The organism is Acinetobacter lwoffii (genome assembly GCF_022967985.1).
Taxonomy (GTDB): domain Bacteria; phylum Pseudomonadota; class Gammaproteobacteria; order Pseudomonadales; family Moraxellaceae; genus Acinetobacter.
Genome location: NZ_JALJVC010000033.1, coordinates 1 through 16358, shown reverse-complemented (window position 1 = coordinate 16358; position 16358 = coordinate 1). Strand labels below are relative to the sequence as shown.

Genomic DNA, 16358 nt, shown 5'->3' with positions numbered 1-16358 from the left:
ATTTTAAATATATAAAAATCATATACTTGTGTTATAGTGATAATGCTCGACGATGTCGAAAAGCTGACTTGGAAACAAGTCGGCTTTTTTATGTTCGATTCTATAAGCTTTTGCCAATAAAAAATGGAAGAACTTTGCAAAATTTACAATTTTGTATTAACATTTTTATATTAACAAAAAGCGATGCAACTATGGAAATTGAGTTTTCATGGGATGAGCATAAAGCAGAAACAAACCTCAAAAAACATGGTGTAGCTTTTGAAGATGCAACCTTGGTTTTTTATGATGCTCATGCCGTCTTCAAACAGGATCGCTTTGAAAATGGTGAATATCGTTGGCAAGCGATAGGTCTCGTACACGGGCAGACAGTTTTATTAGTGGCTCATACTGTACAAGATCATAATGGGATTGATCATATCCGTATTATTTCAGCACGACAGGCAGAGAAAAAAGAGAGGAAACAGTATGAACAAAACCGTTACTTACAAAGTAGATTTGAATAAACCTCCTGTCTTATCTGAAGAACAAAAGGCAAGACTTGAGGCATTAGATAAACGCCCAAACAGTGAAATAGACTTTTCAGATATTCCTGAACTTGATGAAAGTTTCTGGAAAAATGCAGTGCAAAATCCATTTTACAAGCCGACTAAACAAGTAACTACGGTTCGCATCGATGCAGATGTTATGCAGTGGCTAAAAGCCCAAGGGAAAGGCTATCAGACACGCATGAATAAAATTCTACGTGAAGCAATGTTAAAAGATTTAAAAAATCATCAATAAAAATGGGAGCTTAGGCTCCCATTTGAGCCTGTAAATTATTTACAGGCTCAAAAAAATTTATTTAAAGCTTAGGCCCTTATTACCATTTATGCTCTGGGTGTTGAAATCAATAGTAAAGTTATCACTTGGTTTACCAGATCCAACTTCCTTTAGAACATTAAATACAGTTTTAAACTTAAACTGATATGGAACATGTAAAGGATTGCTATCTAAAATCTTACCATCTTGTATCTTGGGTACTTGTGGCATCTGAGGAAAACTAGCCATCAATAGCTTATATTGATTGACTCTTTTTTCCCCCATATCTTTAAGTGCTAATTCACCAGCATATATAGTTCTATGGAAGTCACCATAAAAGTCATATGCAGAAACCTCAGCTAATTCAGCCAGAGTTGTATTAGCTGATGAAGCTAATTTTTCCGCTTTGTCCTTAGCTACCAACCAATCACGCTCGAATTGAGACGACGAACTACTAAATTTCGTATTATCTACTGCCAAACATCCTTCTGATGGCTTAAATTTGATAATATTTTGCTGCCCTAAATTTGAGTATGTAAAATCAGTATTAAGTTGGGTCATGATTAACATTTCAGCTAAATTTAACTGCTCTGCTAAATCACGCATTTCACATGGCCAATATTCACCCATAAAACGCAATTTAGAAAGTTGCCCAAAATAAAAGTGAGTGAATTCCTTATAATTTTTAGTATTAAGAATCTCCTTATCCCATAATCTCGGACTGTTGGTTTTTATTAAATAATTATGCTCTCTTTCATAAAGTGGGAAAAGCTCGTTAAATCTTGGTACTTCATCAAGTTTCACAGTTTCAACATCAATTTTTGTCGGACTATGAAGTTTTAAAATCTTATATGCTGCACCATACACTGCTAATGATGGCGATTGAATATTCACGAGGTATTGCCCATTGGCAGATTTATAGTCGTTTGTACTATTCGAATGCATATGGCCACCGACATGTAATGGCAAGCCAGTATTCGCTACAATTTCAGTAACATCAGCTCTAGGAACCCTATTCGTCTGGAATGCACTCTCCCCGAAAGTATTCTTAATATTATCTGTTTGATTTGCATAAAATTCTATTGTTGGATAATGGGAAAAAGCTACCAACTTTTTGCCTTGCTCTTTCGCTCTCTTTGATACATCTTCAATCCATTTCATTGTCGTTCTTTTATGGGTAACCATTTGATTCCAACCAGCACTACCCGCCCCAGTAAAGCCACCTGGTTTATACGGATCATTTGGATCAAAGCTATCTTTCGGCACAAACACATTTGCATCTACAGACAATAGCCATACACCAGGCACAGGTTCTACTAAATAGCTAGCATCAGGAATAGTTGTACATTTTGTAAAATCATCTTCTTTGTATATACCCCCCTCACCTTCTTTACATACCTCATAAAGTCTCTTGTCTGTATCAGCTTCATTCAAAGCAAGGTCGAAATTATAATTTTCCTGATTATATTTACTAAAAGGCGTTTCCCAATAAATGTCTTTCTTATTTGGCTTAAAACCATATTCACCCAATTCGTTTATGAGTGAGTCATAGCCTAACTCCATCATTTCATTAGTACAAATCGTATCAATTTCAGCATTTAAGCATGATTGATGCTTCATACCATGTATGTTCACGGCTTCGCCTGAAGTACTCAAAAATCCATTTTCACTAGCAGTCTCATTATCATGAGGTGCAACAGGGTCGTGATTGCCTGGTGCAAAGAAAAAGCGCATTCCCTTTTGCTCATATTCTTTCAGTATCTTTTTAAACCCAACAATATGCATTGGTTGACCATCATCAGAAAAATCACCTGGGAACGCTATAATCTTAATTCCGTTGCTAAGCGCATCATCCAAGGCTGCACGAAAGGCAAAATAATTTTCATTGAATAATCTAGTAGATGTTAGTTCATCATACATTGTACGAATCGTTGCATTTCCGTGTTCAGTGGGTATTCCACTAAAATTAGATGCCTTAAGGTCACCATAAATATCATGAAAATGAACATCTGCCATGAATGCAACTTTATCTATTTTTTGAGCCGTCTGATCAGTATGTTCAGAATCATTTCCACACGCTGAAAGAGTCAATATTGCCCCAACAGCCACACAAATTTTAGAAAATTTAAAGTTCATTTGTATTTCACTGTTTCTTTGAAAGAAAGAATTTTAGTACGGTACCTTTAAATAATTGTTTCATTTATAAAACAATTTAATTAAATATTTATTGCGATGATATGAAAATGAAAAAATTCAACTGTATTAGCCCCGGTAAAAACGGACAGTTAACTTGCTAATTTTAGAGATCGAAACTCCCGAGGGGATTTCATTTTTAGCCCACTATGGAACAAACAAAAATATGCCAAGCCGTAAAGCTCAGAAAGCTGTTATTGAACAAAGAAATTTAAATCCTGTGCTTGACTCTTGTGGTTAAAAACAGGACATTTTAAATGGTTTATCGCATAGACATTTTAATTGGTGAATAACATTCGTTTGTTAGAACACACATTACTAACCAAATTTTCCGACTATTATTTTTTTGTTCAAAAACCCAATTCAATATAATTTTTTAATTATTAAAATCAATAATTTAAACCTAAACAGTAAAGTTCTAGATAGATTTTTTGGTGTAAGTTTTTGTTTACCCCCCATAAATAAAATCTCTATAATTATTTATTTATTTTAAAATCAATATCTTATAAAAATAAAAAATGAATCCAATAGTCGGAAAATTTGTGTTTTTAATAGAAAAACCTTAATTTTTTTAAAATTGAGACTTATAGGTGTAGAGATTCACCCCCCTTAGTTACAGCTGAGAGTGGTGGCAGTCCAAATCTAACTAAAAGGTGTCTATAAAATCAGTAGCTATTCAGCCTTGCAAAATATTCACTTAATTTTTGTTATACAAAGCTTTTGAGTAAAGGATGAACCCACATCAATGTAATAGCAATTATCTAACCGGGTCATTTCCTTGACGATCGTATGTCCCAAATAGATAGCATCTATGTTCTCTACAACATCATAATTATCTGAATAGTTCTTTACTCTTCCACGCCCCCATAGTGCATTTGTGTAAGCTGAAACCATTCCTGAAATCCTGTAATCACCTTGCATGATATCTGCTTTAAAAGCGCCCCATTCATGAATATCAATATCTGCATGAACTACTCCTATTCGTTTATCTAGAAGTTCAAGCTCGATAACGATTGGTAAATCTTCAAAGCTTTTGATAATTTTATGCTGCTGATGTGATGACAACTGATAGAACCACTCACCACCATTTCTTTCATGTAAATGTCTAAGCTTTGAATCAAATAGACTTTTAATACACATTTCTTCGTGATTGCCACGAACGGTTCGAAACCATGGTTTTTTAATCAATGAAAAACATTCTAAATTTTCTTTGCCTTTATCAACCAGGTCACCCGTGCATATCAACAAATCTTTATCAAAGTCAAAATCGATAGCGTTGAGATGGCTCATCAGCAAGTGATAAGAACCATGCAAGTCGCCTACTACGAAGATCGATTTGAAAGATGATCCATCTATAATCTGGATATGATTTGTCATGAGGGAGCATCATCCTACTGATTAATAGCATTATGCATGAATAATATTTTAACTAACCACAGACCTTCAACCAACCTTGATCGCAAAAATAGCCCCAGACGAATTTTTACTTTTGGTCAGCCCATTCAGACATGATCTCAATACTAAATAAGTCCCGTATCAGAAATGTGTGTCACCAATCTGACTTTGGTTTTGCCAGTTGCAGTACAGGTGGCTTGTTATTACCTGATGCCCTTTTGCGAACTTTGCCTTTTAGTTTAAGCAACTGTATAGGTGAAAATGACTCTTCAGGTATTAAAACATTGAAATTATTAATCATGTTTAATGCAGCTAGAATTGCAATTAAATCCGAGAGTTTCGCATTACCTTTCTCAGCATTTAACACCGTTCTTCGACTGATCCATGCTTTACTCGCAACTTCAGCTTGTGTCATATCTCGATTTAATCGAATGCGTTTTAAGCGCTCTCCCAACACTGATGCAATATATACTGGACTGTCATTTTCAGAATACATCATTATTCATCACTCACATTTAGATATTTTATGACCTTATGGCATAGAAAAATCTGGTCAATCCTAAAGTCGTTAAGTCCTAATATTGCACATATCCTGTTTTAATTGCCAGTTATGTGCAAATATCTGTACCTAATATCATATAGATTCTTTCTGATACACACTGAGAATGAGGAGCATGCCATTTTTATCTTCTCCATTGGCTCATACTGAACCTCTCTTTTTTATAATAAAATAAATTGAGCTCCTGACATTCTTTGATTATTTATTTTTCAGTTTTTATAAGAACTACTGATCAGGACCTTGACGCACTGCTCTTTACTGGATAACCTTATTTCAACACAGCAAAATCTGTGCTCAGGCGTGAGAACCTGATAAAATCTAGGTGCAATTAAATGTCGCACTTGCGGCTATTTTTTTGCCTACTGTTAAGCAGTTCTTATGGTAGCTTAGCAGGGCAGCTTCGTGCTGGCTGATCCTAGATTCAGTATTCTCACCCCTGTTAAGTTGCCTCCATTACCGTGAGAAGTGATGGAGATAATTAAACTCTTATCTAGGAAACTGCTATGCGTACTAAATTCAATGATGCAAACCCATGCATGCCAAAAAACCTCGCTAAACAGCTGATTATCGAAGGTGCTAAAGTTCTGAACCATCAACAGCGCCAAGCCTTGCTCGATATTTTCATGGCTTTAGATCAGGCGGAAAAAACAGCTGAAAAGATACTTCAGCAACATGCTGTAGCTCAACAGAGCACCTACAACTTTTCTCAAGTTCACGAATGCCAAGATGAAGACAATCAGGAATATTGGTCAGGTCATTACCATGATTCTTACAGTCAAGAATATCCAGAAGATTGGGTAAAACGGACTCAGTCCACCCCACGTCGTCATAAGTTCCCTAAGACTGTTTACTGATCGGCGGGGGTGTCTCTTTAAAAGTAGGCATCATAATCCGAGCTACTCGACCGAGTTGGCTCGGATTCTCTTGGTGAAAGTACTGCATCATTTTGATGATCTAGATGTGAATCTTCGGATAACTCGGTTAGCCTTTGGGCCAGTTTTGCTCGAACATCCTGAACCATATCTCCCAGATATTGCTGTGCCTCGTTTAAGTCAATTGTTGGCCCTATCTTTAGGTTAGTGGTATTGAGTTCTTTAATATGCAATTCAACGACTGTCATCAGGTTCTCAAACCCCTCAGTTTCCCCGGTATTCATCCGAGGCAACTGTACCCTGAACTCATTTAAACATTCTTCTATAAAGTGGATGTATCCCTCCATATTCATTTTTTTACTTTCGGGTGCGATGTTTGGATCACATAAGTCATGAAAGCAGCCTTCAGCCTTATTTGCATATATATACGCGTCATCCAAATATAAATCTGTATATCGTATTTTCATTTTCTTCAATTCGGCACTGATAGTTTTTATCACAAGAGGATCATTTTTTGGTTGGTTACTGGCCTCTATTTCTGCTTTAACTCTTCTAACATGCTCAATAAGTTTTCGGTGTTCAGCTCTTCGTCTTGCAAGGTTGACCAGTCGATCGATTCCAACTGTTTCAAGGCGTTTAGATACGGTCTTAAACTGCTCTGGAGTTCTTCCTGTATCAGTGGGCGAAGGTGTGAGCTGGTCAATAACAGTTTTAAACGTAGCTCTAATTCGCGCCCAAATACTGTTAAAGAATCGATTAGTTCTTTGTAAGATATCTCTTTCTTGATTTCGTCTTGATAGCGCCTGAGGATCTTGTCTCTCTCGATTAGTTTCTGCTTCATATCGTTCAGTTTCTTCATCATAAGAATGTTTTCTTTGCGCATAAGCTCCTGATAGTCGTTCTGAAGCTTTTGTGACTTCATGAGTTCGTCGATGTATGCTTTTTGGGCTTCGAAGACCTGCTGGTAATGCCGGGCTTCCTGCTGAAGTACTTCCGTTTTTTGTTCCAAAGCTTGAATCATGCCCTTTAGCTGGAGAATCAACTGGTTTTTTTGGGTTTGTAACAATGTTTCTATCATGTTGCACTCCGATATTTAGATAAAATCCCTGAGCAGTGACAGCATGCTGAATATGCCGAATATCCCAAGACACCACAGTATTTTTTTGCATTGCTGATGGAGCTGCTGTATCAAGCTGATTCCATCTCCAAGCTGATGGCTTAACTCTTCGGCTGATTTCGCTTGAGAGCTGTTGTTGCGGCATTGCTGCTGTATTTGTTTCAGCAATGGCATTATGTTGAGAAGGTCGTTGCGTAGTGCACTGCTGTTCTGTTGCTCTTGCTCGCTGATCTGCTGTATCTGGTGGAGTAATTCCCTGTTCCTGCTCAAATCGCTCTGTAGATTTTGCAAGATTTTCTGTTGGCGCTGATGTAGCTTCAGAATGTCCTGAAACTGGGTGTCGGTTTTGATGTTGTACAACATCAATTCCAGATCGATAGTCTGGGTTTCTGCCAAGCTCTGCTTTAACTGTTGCTCCAGGCGCTGCCGATAATCCTGATAGTGGTTTGAGAGAGTCTCCAGTCGCAGGAATTCCGGTTCGATAATATTTTTGGTGATACGTAAAACGTTTTCTTCGAACTTGTTCAAGTCGCTTAAGGCATTCTGTGAGTTCTGCTGAAGGTGCTGCAAGTCCTGCCGGATGTCCAGGCAATACTGCTCGTGCTGCTTCCGGTCCTGCTCGATTTTTTCGGTAAGCATCGAATGAAAACTCTGCATGATAAAACTTCCCTTTTAAACGGTCTGTTCCATAACTGGTCTTAAGTGAAATGTAGTGATCATCTTTTCGACTTAACTCACCAAGTTCGGACAGACTCTTGAGCAAATCATCTCGGTTATTGATGATTCCATAGACAATGCGTTGTTCTACATATTGGTGAATTAACTCCAAACGGGTCTTTTTGGGCAGATGCTGCATACCGGCTTTAATTGCAGCTGCGTTTTGCATCTCATGATGATTTTTAAGTTTTATGCTCTTTATACGGGTAGGGTCATCAGGTCTTGCCCAACCATATTTATGGTTTAAAAAATCACGCAGTGGGTCAAAGTAATGATGATGTCCTGGTGGAGCAATGTTTAATGATTTTCCTGAATTCAGTTCAATTCGAGGGACCAGTATATGTAGATGGCGTGAGCCATTATCCTCAGCATGCATTACAGCTGTCATGTGATATTGTTCTGGACTCAATCCGGCAAAAGCATGTTCCTCAAACAGATCCAGAACTTCTTCAAGCTGTGCATCTGATACATGGTCTTCGGGCGACCAGGCAATCACTGCAGAGGTGTAGCAGTATTGAAACTTGATACTTTCAGCAATGATCGCAAAGGTGGCAGGATCTCCTCTCAGGATTTTTACTCCTGCTCGCCGGTCACCTTGATGATCCTGCTCACCTGTTACATAGGCTGCTGCCAGCTTTGGATCGCCTGTGCCTGACTTTAAAAATTTGATAAGCATAATCTATCGATCCTCCATTACCCGTTGAATTGCTTTTGCTTTTCTGTTTTTCGCAAGCTGATCAGAAACAAAATATTTTGGGAGCACAGGAAGATATTGATGTAAATCAGACTGAATCGTGACCAGAACATCCACGCAATCGACAAAGGAAAACTTCTGAATGTCTTCAGTTTGTTGAAGACATAAGAAGTTCAGTGAACGTGCAATCTGGTTGATATTATTTCCGATTCGGCCAAGTTCCAGTAAGAGTTGAGGGTCGGCACTGGGTACCGGGCGACCCACTGTATTTTTTAAGGATCTTTTTTTGAGTGGTACGGACTGCCACAGCTTAGAAGGTTCACTAAGGGCTTGTTCTTCACTGGTCTGGTGAACAAGTGGCCAACATCGACATAACTCGCGCTGAATAAGGATATGAATCAGCTTGGTAAATCCAATTCCATGTTCCTGAAGAAAACTATCTAACTGCGCCCCCTGTTCAGCATTAAAACGAAGTCGCTTCGTGATTTCACGTTTGGTCCTTTTCATTTATCTATCCTGTTCGGATTGGTGATTTATGGGGTCTTAGGGGGTCGCCCCTAACAAGCCCTGTTGCGTACCAAAAGTGAAGTTCGTAGAACTTTATTTTTGTAGCTACAGGTAGGCTTGCTTAATAAACTGCTCTTTTTAAGAACAATTTCCCCTCCTGAATCCCAAGCATAAAGGAATTAAAAAATTCAAATCCCATCCGTCGAATTTCGGGTTTTTTTGAACGAAATCATCTATTTTTTTGAAAGAGTTACTTTATTTCTCAAACGGAAACGAGTTGTAAATCAGCGTTCAATCTCGAATTAATGTTCATTGATATAGATTTATATCTAAAAAATCTTAAAAAATTTGAAATTGGCTTGAAATTATGCAGATTTCTTTAAAAAATGTGTTGAGGTTTGTTTTTTTATTTATTTTTGAGTTATTCATCAAATTTATATCGTTTTCAGCATCGTATTCTTATTTTCAATGAATTTGTTTCCCCTGCTAAATAAAATAATATTTTAGATAAATATCAATTAATTAATAACTAACAATGAAGAAAAATAACACACATCTATCTTTCAAATTTCAGGTTTAACTCGTGACATGTAACGTTTTAATTTGGGGATGTAACACTTTTGTTTTTGTTAGAAACGGACGGTTTTTTGTTAGAAACGGACAGTATGTGAAGTGCATCACAATTTTTTAAATTTATTATTCTGTCTTATGAAATTAATACATAAATTCTATTAATACTTATTACGCAGCAGCCTTTTTCAAACAAGAAATTTCTGCATAGGCTGCTTTTAAAGAGTTCAGATGGTAATCCCCTCCTAAAAATAAAAGGATCTAAAAGTAGAATTTTCTCTTAAGATACAAGCAGGAAATTCTGTATGAAAACATCTAAATTTATTGACAGTCAAATCATGTCCATTTTGAAACAGGCGGAATCTGGTACACCTGTCGCTACTCTTTGCCGTGAACATGGCATGAGCAATGCTACATTCTATAAATGGCGTGCTAAATATGGCGGTATGGATACTTCATTAATGGTTCGACTCAGAAAGTTTGGATATTCTTATTTAATTGAACATTCAATCGCACATAACATTGGACATTGATTCTTATTCTACTTGGACACTTAAATAATTTCTGACAAGTTAAATGTAGGATAAAGATAATTTCTCATTTTATTTATACAATTGATTCTCTCAATGTTGATATTAATAAATCCTGCAAATAGCTTACAGCTTCAAACTCTAGAGATTTTTGACTTCGATAAACTGCTACTTGCATTGGTTTTAGTGGTCCTAGCCCATGTTCAGCACCTAGAATTTTCAAATGGGGTGGCACACTACAACGTGTGAATACAGCGACTGCTAAGCCACTTTCAACAGCAGCAATTTGTCCTGCTAGACTAGAACTATTATATACAACCCGATACGTTTTCCCCTGGAGGGCTAAAGACTGAATAGCATTACGTTTGGCTAAACTTGTATCTTCATATACTGCAATTTTCAGAGGACTTGTTTTCCAAGTTTCAAACTGAGGTGAACCTACCCAGACAAGAGGTTCATAAAACAATAAAGTTCCTTGGCGTGAATGCTCTCTAGAGATTAAAGCTAAATCTAGATCACCAGATTCAATACGAGGAATAAGGGATGTGGATTGCTCGCAATGTAGTTCAATTTCAACTTTGTGATGTAATGTAGAAAACTTCTTTAACACTGGTGTTAAGTAAGTTGATGCGTAGTCATCAGGAACACCTAATCTTATGCGCCCACTTAATTCTGTATTCTGAAAGGCGTTGTGTATTTCATTATGCAAAGCCATCATTCTTCTCGCATAACCTAAAAGCAACTCCCCTTGTGATGTCAGTTGAAGCTGTCTACTTGATCTTTTAATCAATTCACATTGCAAGGCCTCTTCTAATTTTTTAAGTTGCATACTTACAGCCGATTGAGAGCGGTTTAAATCAGGTGCAGCACTTGAAAGTGAGCCTTTATCAACCACAGCTAAGAAACATTTTAGCCAATCAATTTGAAGATCACGCACTCACCGCTACCTTTTAATATTCGATAAACGAATACTATACTACTGAATTATTCGCTTTTATAAATTCAAATAGATTATAAAATTTAATTCCTCTCTCACCTTTATTTTTAAAAGGTTTTCATATCAAGGATCTGTTGTGTCAAACATAGACCAAGAACTTAGCAAATTGAATAATGACCTTATCTGGAAAGGATTCAAAAGTCTGCTTCCTATTTCTATTTTTGTGGCAATTTTTGGTGCTGCATTTGGATTAGCTGCCATTCAGACTGGATTAGATCCTTTATCTATCATTTCGATGAGTACCTTTGTATTTGCGGGCGCTGCTCAATTTTCCACATTAGAATTATGGGGACAAAGTGTGTCTTTAATTCCTCTGCTAGTGACTATTTTCTTCATTAATGCACGACATATTTTAATGGGTGCATCTTTATACCCTTGGCTAAAGAATCTATCGCCACTCAAACGATATAGCATTCTATTAGTCATTTCTGATGCGAATTGGGCATTCGCTCAACAAGCATTTCAAAATCAAAAACAAGGGCTTGGAATTTTATTTGGTGGCGGAATTGCTCTATGGCTATTCTGGGTAATAGGGACTTGTTTGGGTTTATATTTTGGTAGTGTTATTCAAAACTCAACCCATTTTGGTCTAGATATGGTTATGGCTTGTTTTCTGCTGTCAATAGTTGTTGGGGGGCAGAAAAATTTAAGAATTATCTGTATATGGATAGCAGCAGCTATAAGTTCATTACTTGCTTATTGGTACTTACCTGAAAACTCTCATGTTGTTGTTGGAGCTTTAGTAGGTGGCGTTGTTGGTATGCTATTAAAGGACAAACAGGCATGAATTTAGAGATAAGTACATAGTCGGTAGGACTTATTATTTTCATTATGGCACTTGTAACATTGGCCACCCGTTGGGGTGGTGTTTTCATCATGTCCTTTATCCCAATCAATGACCGAATACAGCGTTTTATTAGCGCAATGTCAGCTTCTGTATTGGTCGCTATATTGGCTCCAATTGCAATTGAGGGGGATCTTGGTGCTCGATGTGCATTATTAGCGACAGCTATAACAGCGGTGATTTTCAAAAAACCTCTAGTTGCTATAGGGACTGGTATTATCACTGCGGCTGTTATACGACAGTTTTAGGGATAAGCTCCTGCAATTGATTTGATAAAGCCAAACACACAAGCGTTGGGCTTTTATGATTTATCAACAGGATTATTAATGCTCGAAATCTGCTCAGGACTCTCCACCCGTGATGAGCATCGCGAATCATGGGTGGAGAGTCCTGAGCAGATTTCGGCAATATTCACCCTACCTTCGCCAATAAAAATTGACACAGGTATTTGAATATTGCCGTTGTCGCTCTTCACGGTATGGAGCCGCCTTTCGCTTTCAATCGACACGCTCAGATTGCGTTTAGTCTGAGTCGCAAGAGAGTATTTTGGATCTAACTATCCACCCGCACACGCCTTTCTCTCTCATTGGCTTGTTATCTCGGCGAGGGAACTACCCAACATGCCACTTAAACAATCGACCAACGTATTCCCTGCGCCCTTTCCCCAGTGCAATTCTTCAGATAGGAAAGCGATTATAAAATCTTTAGCCTTTGATGCCTGCCGTCACTTATCCACCTGCACATCAAAGCCACGAAGAAGATCAAGCCAACATATAAACAGTTGCACTTACAAACTTAATCTTTTGTACAGACGTAGTGAACGAACCGATGGGTTTAAATTGTATGACGAAGCACATTTAACGAAATTTTTTATATCTGAGGCATTGAAACCAAAGCAATTTCTCAAAAAATTAGACTGTGTACAAAAAAATTTACATATAAACGGTTGTACAAAAGAATAATTTCCTTAAAATATGAGGAACTGGCAGTTACAAGCCTCTGGTGATTATCTGTACGAGTTTCCGCTCTACAGATCTTTCGTTAAAAGATACTGGTAATATCATTTAACTGTAACGCCAATAAATTTAATACAAAGGCCCTTGTTAAAACAAGGGCCTTTGTATTCCAGTTACATAAAAAATGAAATTAGCTATGTTAATGGGCTGCAATGTGATTTGGACAGCTCTTTTACTGAACCGTACCGGGTTTGTTGGAGACAACTTTTCTTGAGAGAAGGTTCCGATGACAAAACCCAAATATACCCCTGAAATCAAAGAAAGAGCAGTTCGCTTACTTGTCAAACCCGAAAAAGACTATATCCCTCGACTTGAATTGCAATCACAACAATTTCTCGCAAGATTGGCTGTACTCCTGAAAAACTTCGTGCCAGGCATCAAATGCATTTAGATCAGCAACGTATCAAACAACTTGAAAACTAGAATAAAGAACTGCAACGGGCGAATGAAATTCTTCGTAAAGCAGAAGCTTTTTTCGCCCAAGCGGAGCTCGACCACCCACACAAATAATGATTGATTTCAGGTGGTGTTTCAAAAATTATACTGGGATTAAATGCAGCCATTATTGATGTAGAAGAAGGTTAAATCGAAAGCCTTAAAGTGATTTTCTAACTTTTTCGAAAAATTACAGCTTCTCCTAAGCTCATCGACTTCAAGACATTCGTAGTGACTTTGTTTAGGACGAATCTGATAGGTCGATTCACTTAAGGTTCGTAATACCTGAGTTGCACCCTTGATAGCTTAATCCATGATCACCAATAAACTGATGTTTGCAATCTTTGCACTGATGGTTTTGTTTCCCATCTACTTTGATGCCATTTCTCTTTATATTATTACTTAGACAGGTAGGACATTTGATTTGTAGCGTTATTTTCATACCTCTATTCTATCAAAAGCCATATTTTTTTTCAGCATACTTTTTAAAACACCACCTAATTTTTTATGAAGTTATGAAGTTATGAAGTTATGAAGTTATGAAGTTATGAAGTTATGAAGTTATGAAGTTATGAAGTTATGAAGTTATGAAGTTATGAAGTTATGAAGTTAGGTTATTTAATTTTATAAATTAAATAACCCATTCTCAATTTTATTTAAAACTATTATCAACTAACTGCTTAAAATCTTCTAAATTCTGCTCTGCCAGTGACTCTAAAGCTATTCTTACAATACTAGATCTGTTAACACGAGCATTATTACTTTTGATAATTAGCTCATCAATTAATTCACTTAATTCTTGGTTTAAAGAAAAGGTACAACGAACGAATTTCTTTTGTGAAACTTCTAGATCCTTAACTCTTTTATCAGCTCCAGATATGAAATTTTCAACCAGTTTATCCTGATCTGAAAGCTCGTCATTTTTCTTTTTTAAACCACTAAGACCTGCCATAATTATACTCCTAAAAACTCTTGAGCTATCCCTTCAATTTCTGCTTTTGCCTTAGGATCACTTGTTACTTCAAAAACAGATAAGCCATTTTCATCTGCATCATCATAAACATTTCGATTTGTCGTGATTTGGTCTAAGGCTTTTATTCCAAACGATACACAGGCTTCTTTAGCATCTAAAATTCGTTGTACTTGTGACGGTAATGTTGGGCATTGTGTAATGATTGCTCTTGCATTCAAATCTGGATTCACTGCTCGTGCCAGTTTTAATACTTGTTCCATATGATCCAAAGTTTTTAGATCTCTACGTTTAGGCCTAAAAGGCAATAGCATATGTGTTGCTATAGTCATAGCAGAACGCAATGCTTCCGAATCTTGTCCACCAGCATCAATGATAATATCTTCATATCTTTTTGATAAATCTTTTAAAACTTGACGAATATTGCCTGAAGCTTGTACAGATGGAATATTTTTTAAATCCTCATTTTCATCACGTTCTTTAATCCAGTCAGTCGTTGTACCTTGAGGATCTGCATCTAGAAGCAGAACATCTCTATTCTTTTTTTGTAAATAAACTGCTAAGTTTTGGGCGAGGCAGCTTTTACCAGCTCCGCCTTTTTCACCACCTACCAAGATAATCATAAGTTATGTAAGTTACGTAATTTTGTTAAAAATAATGTACAAGTTTCAATCTTCTGAATCAACTATTGTGAAAAATAAAGTTAAAAAATAAAGTTATCCACAAGTAATGTTCTTTTTTAATTTTATATATATTTTTAAATTTATATTTATAGGACCTTTGAATGCCTTATACAGTATAGTTTTCAGAGGATTTATATGGACATTTTCCTGACAATAAGTGGACATTTTCCTTTATTTAAATGGACGTTTTCCTGACAATAAGTGGACATTTTCCTTTATTTAAATGGACGTTTTCTTGATATAAATGGACGTTTTCTTGGCATAAATATATCTTCCATTAATGGACATTAAGTGTTAATGTCTATTAATGGAACTTATTTCTTTAATCACAATATGGCAAATCTGATTTATAAAGACAATAACTTGATTGAAGCATCTTATGCATTGACTCTGTCTGAACAACGCTTAATTTTAGTTGCAATTATTGCAGCTAGGGAAATTGAAAAAGAGCTTACATCGGATACATTGCTAACAATCCATGCGTCTGAATACATGAAGCACTTTAATTTGGGTCGTCAAGCGGCCTATGAGGCTCTTCAGGGAGCGTGTGATAACTTGTTTGAACGTAGACTCACCTATAAGGCCATAGATCCTGTTACAGGTAGGCCAGCGGTCTACAAAAGCCGTTGGGTATCAAAAGTTGGCTATGTTAAAGAAGCCGCATGCGCTCAACTAATTTTTGCTCCTGATATTTTACAGCTTTTTGTAAAACTTGAAGAAAAGTTTACTCGTTATGAATTAAAGCAAATTTCTCAATTATCTAGTGTATACGCTATACGGCTGTATGAACTTTTGATTAGATGGCGTAGCAAAGGCAAGCTATATATTAGTATGGTTGAATTGCGTGATAAGTTAGGTCTACTTGAAAATGAATATAAAACCATGGGAGATTTCAAAAAGCGTGTATTGACGGTTGCCATAGATCAAATTAATAAACTTACTGATATCGACGTAAGTTATGAGCAAAAAAAAGAAGGAAGAACAATTACACATATCGAATTTTCTTTTAATCAAAAAGCTTCCTTAATTGTTAGTGATAAGATACTGGAACCGACATATCAGTTGACACCAAAACAATCTATATTTTTCGCTCAAAAATTGTGTGACCTTATCAAATATCCCGAATTCGGGGGGAAATATGCCAATGTAGGCGAAGAGATCGAAGCGTTTAAAGAAAGGATTTCACTTGAACTTCTCGACCCTGAAAAGGTAAAAAAGTATTATCCGGATTTGTTAAAAGTGGGCTATAAAGAAAAATATAAATCGGAAAAGTTATCATAACCTGAATAATAGAAATTCTTATTTTGAACACGACTAACCTATAGGAAAAATTTAGTCTGCCCTGGTAACCCTAGTTCTATAATTTGGTCTTTATTGAGAAGTGTGTGTTTTAATTGCAAGGTTATTACATAAACAGTTAGCAGTTGATCTATAAGGAATATAAGATTATAAAATTACATA

14 protein-coding genes and 3 pseudogenes are annotated in these 16358 nt (G+C 36.6%); 8 read left to right on the top strand and 9 right to left on the bottom strand.

Translation table 11 applies throughout. The features are described 5' to 3' along the window. The first annotated feature begins 191 nt into the window (after positions 1-191). Positions 192-503 carry a BrnT family toxin gene (locus tag MWG72_RS14765; protein ID WP_002042420.1) on the top strand — a complete coding sequence of 104 codons (312 nt, stop codon included), beginning with the start codon at positions 192-194 and terminating at the stop codon, positions 501-503. Then, complete coding sequence (locus MWG72_RS14760; RefSeq protein WP_247144364.1) at positions 466-780, top strand: BrnA antitoxin family protein; 315 nt, start codon at positions 466-468, stop codon at positions 778-780. Before MWG72_RS14765 ends, MWG72_RS14760 begins: the two co-directional genes overlap by 38 nt. Before the next feature lie 57 nt (positions 781-837). On the opposite strand, the gene MWG72_RS14755 is transcribed toward MWG72_RS14760, so the two are convergent. From MWG72_RS14755 to MWG72_RS14745, 3 genes are all read right to left on the bottom strand, one after another. Then, entirely contained in the window at positions 838-2934 is a 2097-nt protein-coding gene (locus MWG72_RS14755; protein WP_247144363.1) for a metallophosphoesterase family protein, read from the bottom strand. 750 nt (positions 2935-3684) lie between these two features. After that, positions 3685-4368 (bottom strand): metallophosphoesterase, encoded by a 684-nt coding sequence (locus MWG72_RS14750; RefSeq protein ID WP_101235089.1) that lies wholly within the window; start codon positions 4366-4368, stop codon positions 3685-3687. 172 nt (positions 4369-4540) lie between these two features. Then, on the bottom strand, positions 4541-4885 hold the full coding sequence (locus MWG72_RS14745) for a helix-turn-helix transcriptional regulator (protein ID WP_005102094.1): 345 nt from the start codon (positions 4883-4885) through the stop codon (positions 4541-4543). Positions 4886-5448: 563 nt separating this feature from the next. Here MWG72_RS14745 and MWG72_RS14740 point away from each other — a divergent pair. After that, positions 5449-5799, top strand: a complete 351-nt coding sequence (locus MWG72_RS14740; protein WP_004282055.1) for a hypothetical protein — start codon at positions 5449-5451, stop codon at positions 5797-5799. Between the two features lie 17 nt (positions 5800-5816). Here the strand turns inward: MWG72_RS14740 and MWG72_RS14735 are convergent, their stop codons facing one another. Further along, on the bottom strand, positions 5817-8327 hold the full coding sequence (locus MWG72_RS14735; RefSeq protein ID WP_247144362.1) for a relaxase/mobilization nuclease domain-containing protein: 2511 nt from the start codon (positions 8325-8327) through the stop codon (positions 5817-5819). Between the two features lie 3 nt (positions 8328-8330). After that, positions 8331-8852: a plasmid mobilization relaxosome protein MobC gene (gene mobC, locus MWG72_RS14730; protein ID WP_247144361.1), complete on the bottom strand. Its 522-nt coding sequence runs from the start codon at positions 8850-8852 to the stop codon at positions 8331-8333. An 875-nt stretch (positions 8853-9727) separates the two neighbouring features. Here mobC and MWG72_RS14725 point away from each other — a divergent pair. Then, positions 9728-9901: pseudogene (locus tag MWG72_RS14725) on the top strand (transposase); the annotation flags it as partial. Positions 9902-10028: 127 nt separating this feature from the next. Here the strand turns inward: MWG72_RS14725 and MWG72_RS14720 are convergent. After that, a complete protein-coding gene (locus MWG72_RS14720; protein WP_026444478.1) occupies positions 10029-10889 on the bottom strand; it encodes a LysR family transcriptional regulator in 861 nt (286 codons plus the stop codon). A 136-nt stretch (positions 10890-11025) separates the two neighbouring features. Here MWG72_RS14720 and MWG72_RS14715 point away from each other — a divergent pair, with 136 nt between their 5' ends. The 3 genes and pseudogenes from MWG72_RS14715 to MWG72_RS14705 all read left to right on the top strand — a co-directional run. Then, entirely contained in the window at positions 11026-11736 is a 711-nt protein-coding gene (locus tag MWG72_RS14715) for an AzlC family ABC transporter permease (protein WP_247144360.1), read from the top strand. 32 nt (positions 11737-11768) lie between these two features. Continuing rightward, the gene (locus MWG72_RS14710; protein ID WP_338149417.1) at positions 11769-12041 is read left to right on the top strand and encodes an AzlD family protein; all 273 of its coding nucleotides are present in this window, start codon (positions 11769-11771) and stop codon (positions 12039-12041) included. A 994-nt stretch (positions 12042-13035) separates the two neighbouring features. Further along, positions 13036-13330, top strand: a pseudogene (locus MWG72_RS14705) (transposase); the annotation flags it as partial. Between the two features lie 121 nt (positions 13331-13451). Here the strand turns inward: MWG72_RS14705 and MWG72_RS14700 are convergent. The 3 genes and pseudogenes from MWG72_RS14700 to MWG72_RS14690 all read right to left on the bottom strand — a co-directional run. Continuing rightward, a pseudogene (locus MWG72_RS14700) lies at positions 13452-13686 on the bottom strand (transposase-like zinc-binding domain-containing protein); the annotation flags it as partial. A gap of 210 nt (positions 13687-13896) precedes the next feature. Beyond that, entirely contained in the window at positions 13897-14196 is a 300-nt protein-coding gene (locus tag MWG72_RS14695) for a hypothetical protein (RefSeq protein ID WP_004897615.1), read from the bottom strand. Positions 14197-14198: 2 nt separating this feature from the next. After that, positions 14199-14837, bottom strand: coding sequence for an AAA family ATPase (locus tag MWG72_RS14690; protein WP_004897614.1), 639 nt, complete (start codon positions 14835-14837; stop codon positions 14199-14201). Between the two features lie 393 nt (positions 14838-15230). On the opposite strand from MWG72_RS14690, the gene repM reads away from it, so the two are divergent. Continuing rightward, a complete protein-coding gene (repM, locus tag MWG72_RS14685; protein WP_026444494.1) occupies positions 15231-16178 on the top strand; it encodes a replication initiation protein RepM in 948 nt (315 codons plus the stop codon). The last annotated feature ends 180 nt before the right edge of the window (positions 16179-16358 follow it).

What these genes read in the sequence shown, in the direction of transcription:
- MWG72_RS14765 (WP_002042420.1), top strand. Translation starts at nt 192, where the DNA reads ATGGAAATTGAGTTTTCATGGGATGAGCATAAAGCAGAAACAAACCTC.
- MWG72_RS14760 (WP_247144364.1), top strand. Translation starts at nt 466, where the DNA reads ATGAACAAAACCGTTACTTACAAAGTAGATTTGAATAAACCTCCTGTC.
- MWG72_RS14755 (WP_247144363.1), bottom strand. Translation starts at nt 2,934, where the DNA reads ATGAACTTTAAATTTTCTAAAATTTGTGTGGCTGTTGGGGCAATATTG.
- MWG72_RS14750 (WP_101235089.1), bottom strand. Translation starts at nt 4,368, where the DNA reads ATGACAAATCATATCCAGATTATAGATGGATCATCTTTCAAATCGATC.
- MWG72_RS14745 (WP_005102094.1), bottom strand. Translation starts at nt 4,885, where the DNA reads ATGATGTATTCTGAAAATGACAGTCCAGTATATATTGCATCAGTGTTG.
- MWG72_RS14740 (WP_004282055.1), top strand. Translation starts at nt 5,449, where the DNA reads ATGCGTACTAAATTCAATGATGCAAACCCATGCATGCCAAAAAACCTC.
- MWG72_RS14735 (WP_247144362.1), bottom strand. Translation starts at nt 8,327, where the DNA reads ATGCTTATCAAATTTTTAAAGTCAGGCACAGGCGATCCAAAGCTGGCA.
- mobC (WP_247144361.1), bottom strand. Translation starts at nt 8,852, where the DNA reads ATGAAAAGGACCAAACGTGAAATCACGAAGCGACTTCGTTTTAATGCT.
- MWG72_RS14695 (WP_004897615.1), bottom strand. Translation starts at nt 14,196, where the DNA reads ATGGCAGGTCTTAGTGGTTTAAAAAAGAAAAATGACGAGCTTTCAGAT.
- MWG72_RS14690 (WP_004897614.1), bottom strand. Translation starts at nt 14,837, where the DNA reads ATGATTATCTTGGTAGGTGGTGAAAAAGGCGGAGCTGGTAAAAGCTGC.
- repM (WP_026444494.1), top strand. Translation starts at nt 15,231, where the DNA reads ATGGCAAATCTGATTTATAAAGACAATAACTTGATTGAAGCATCTTAT.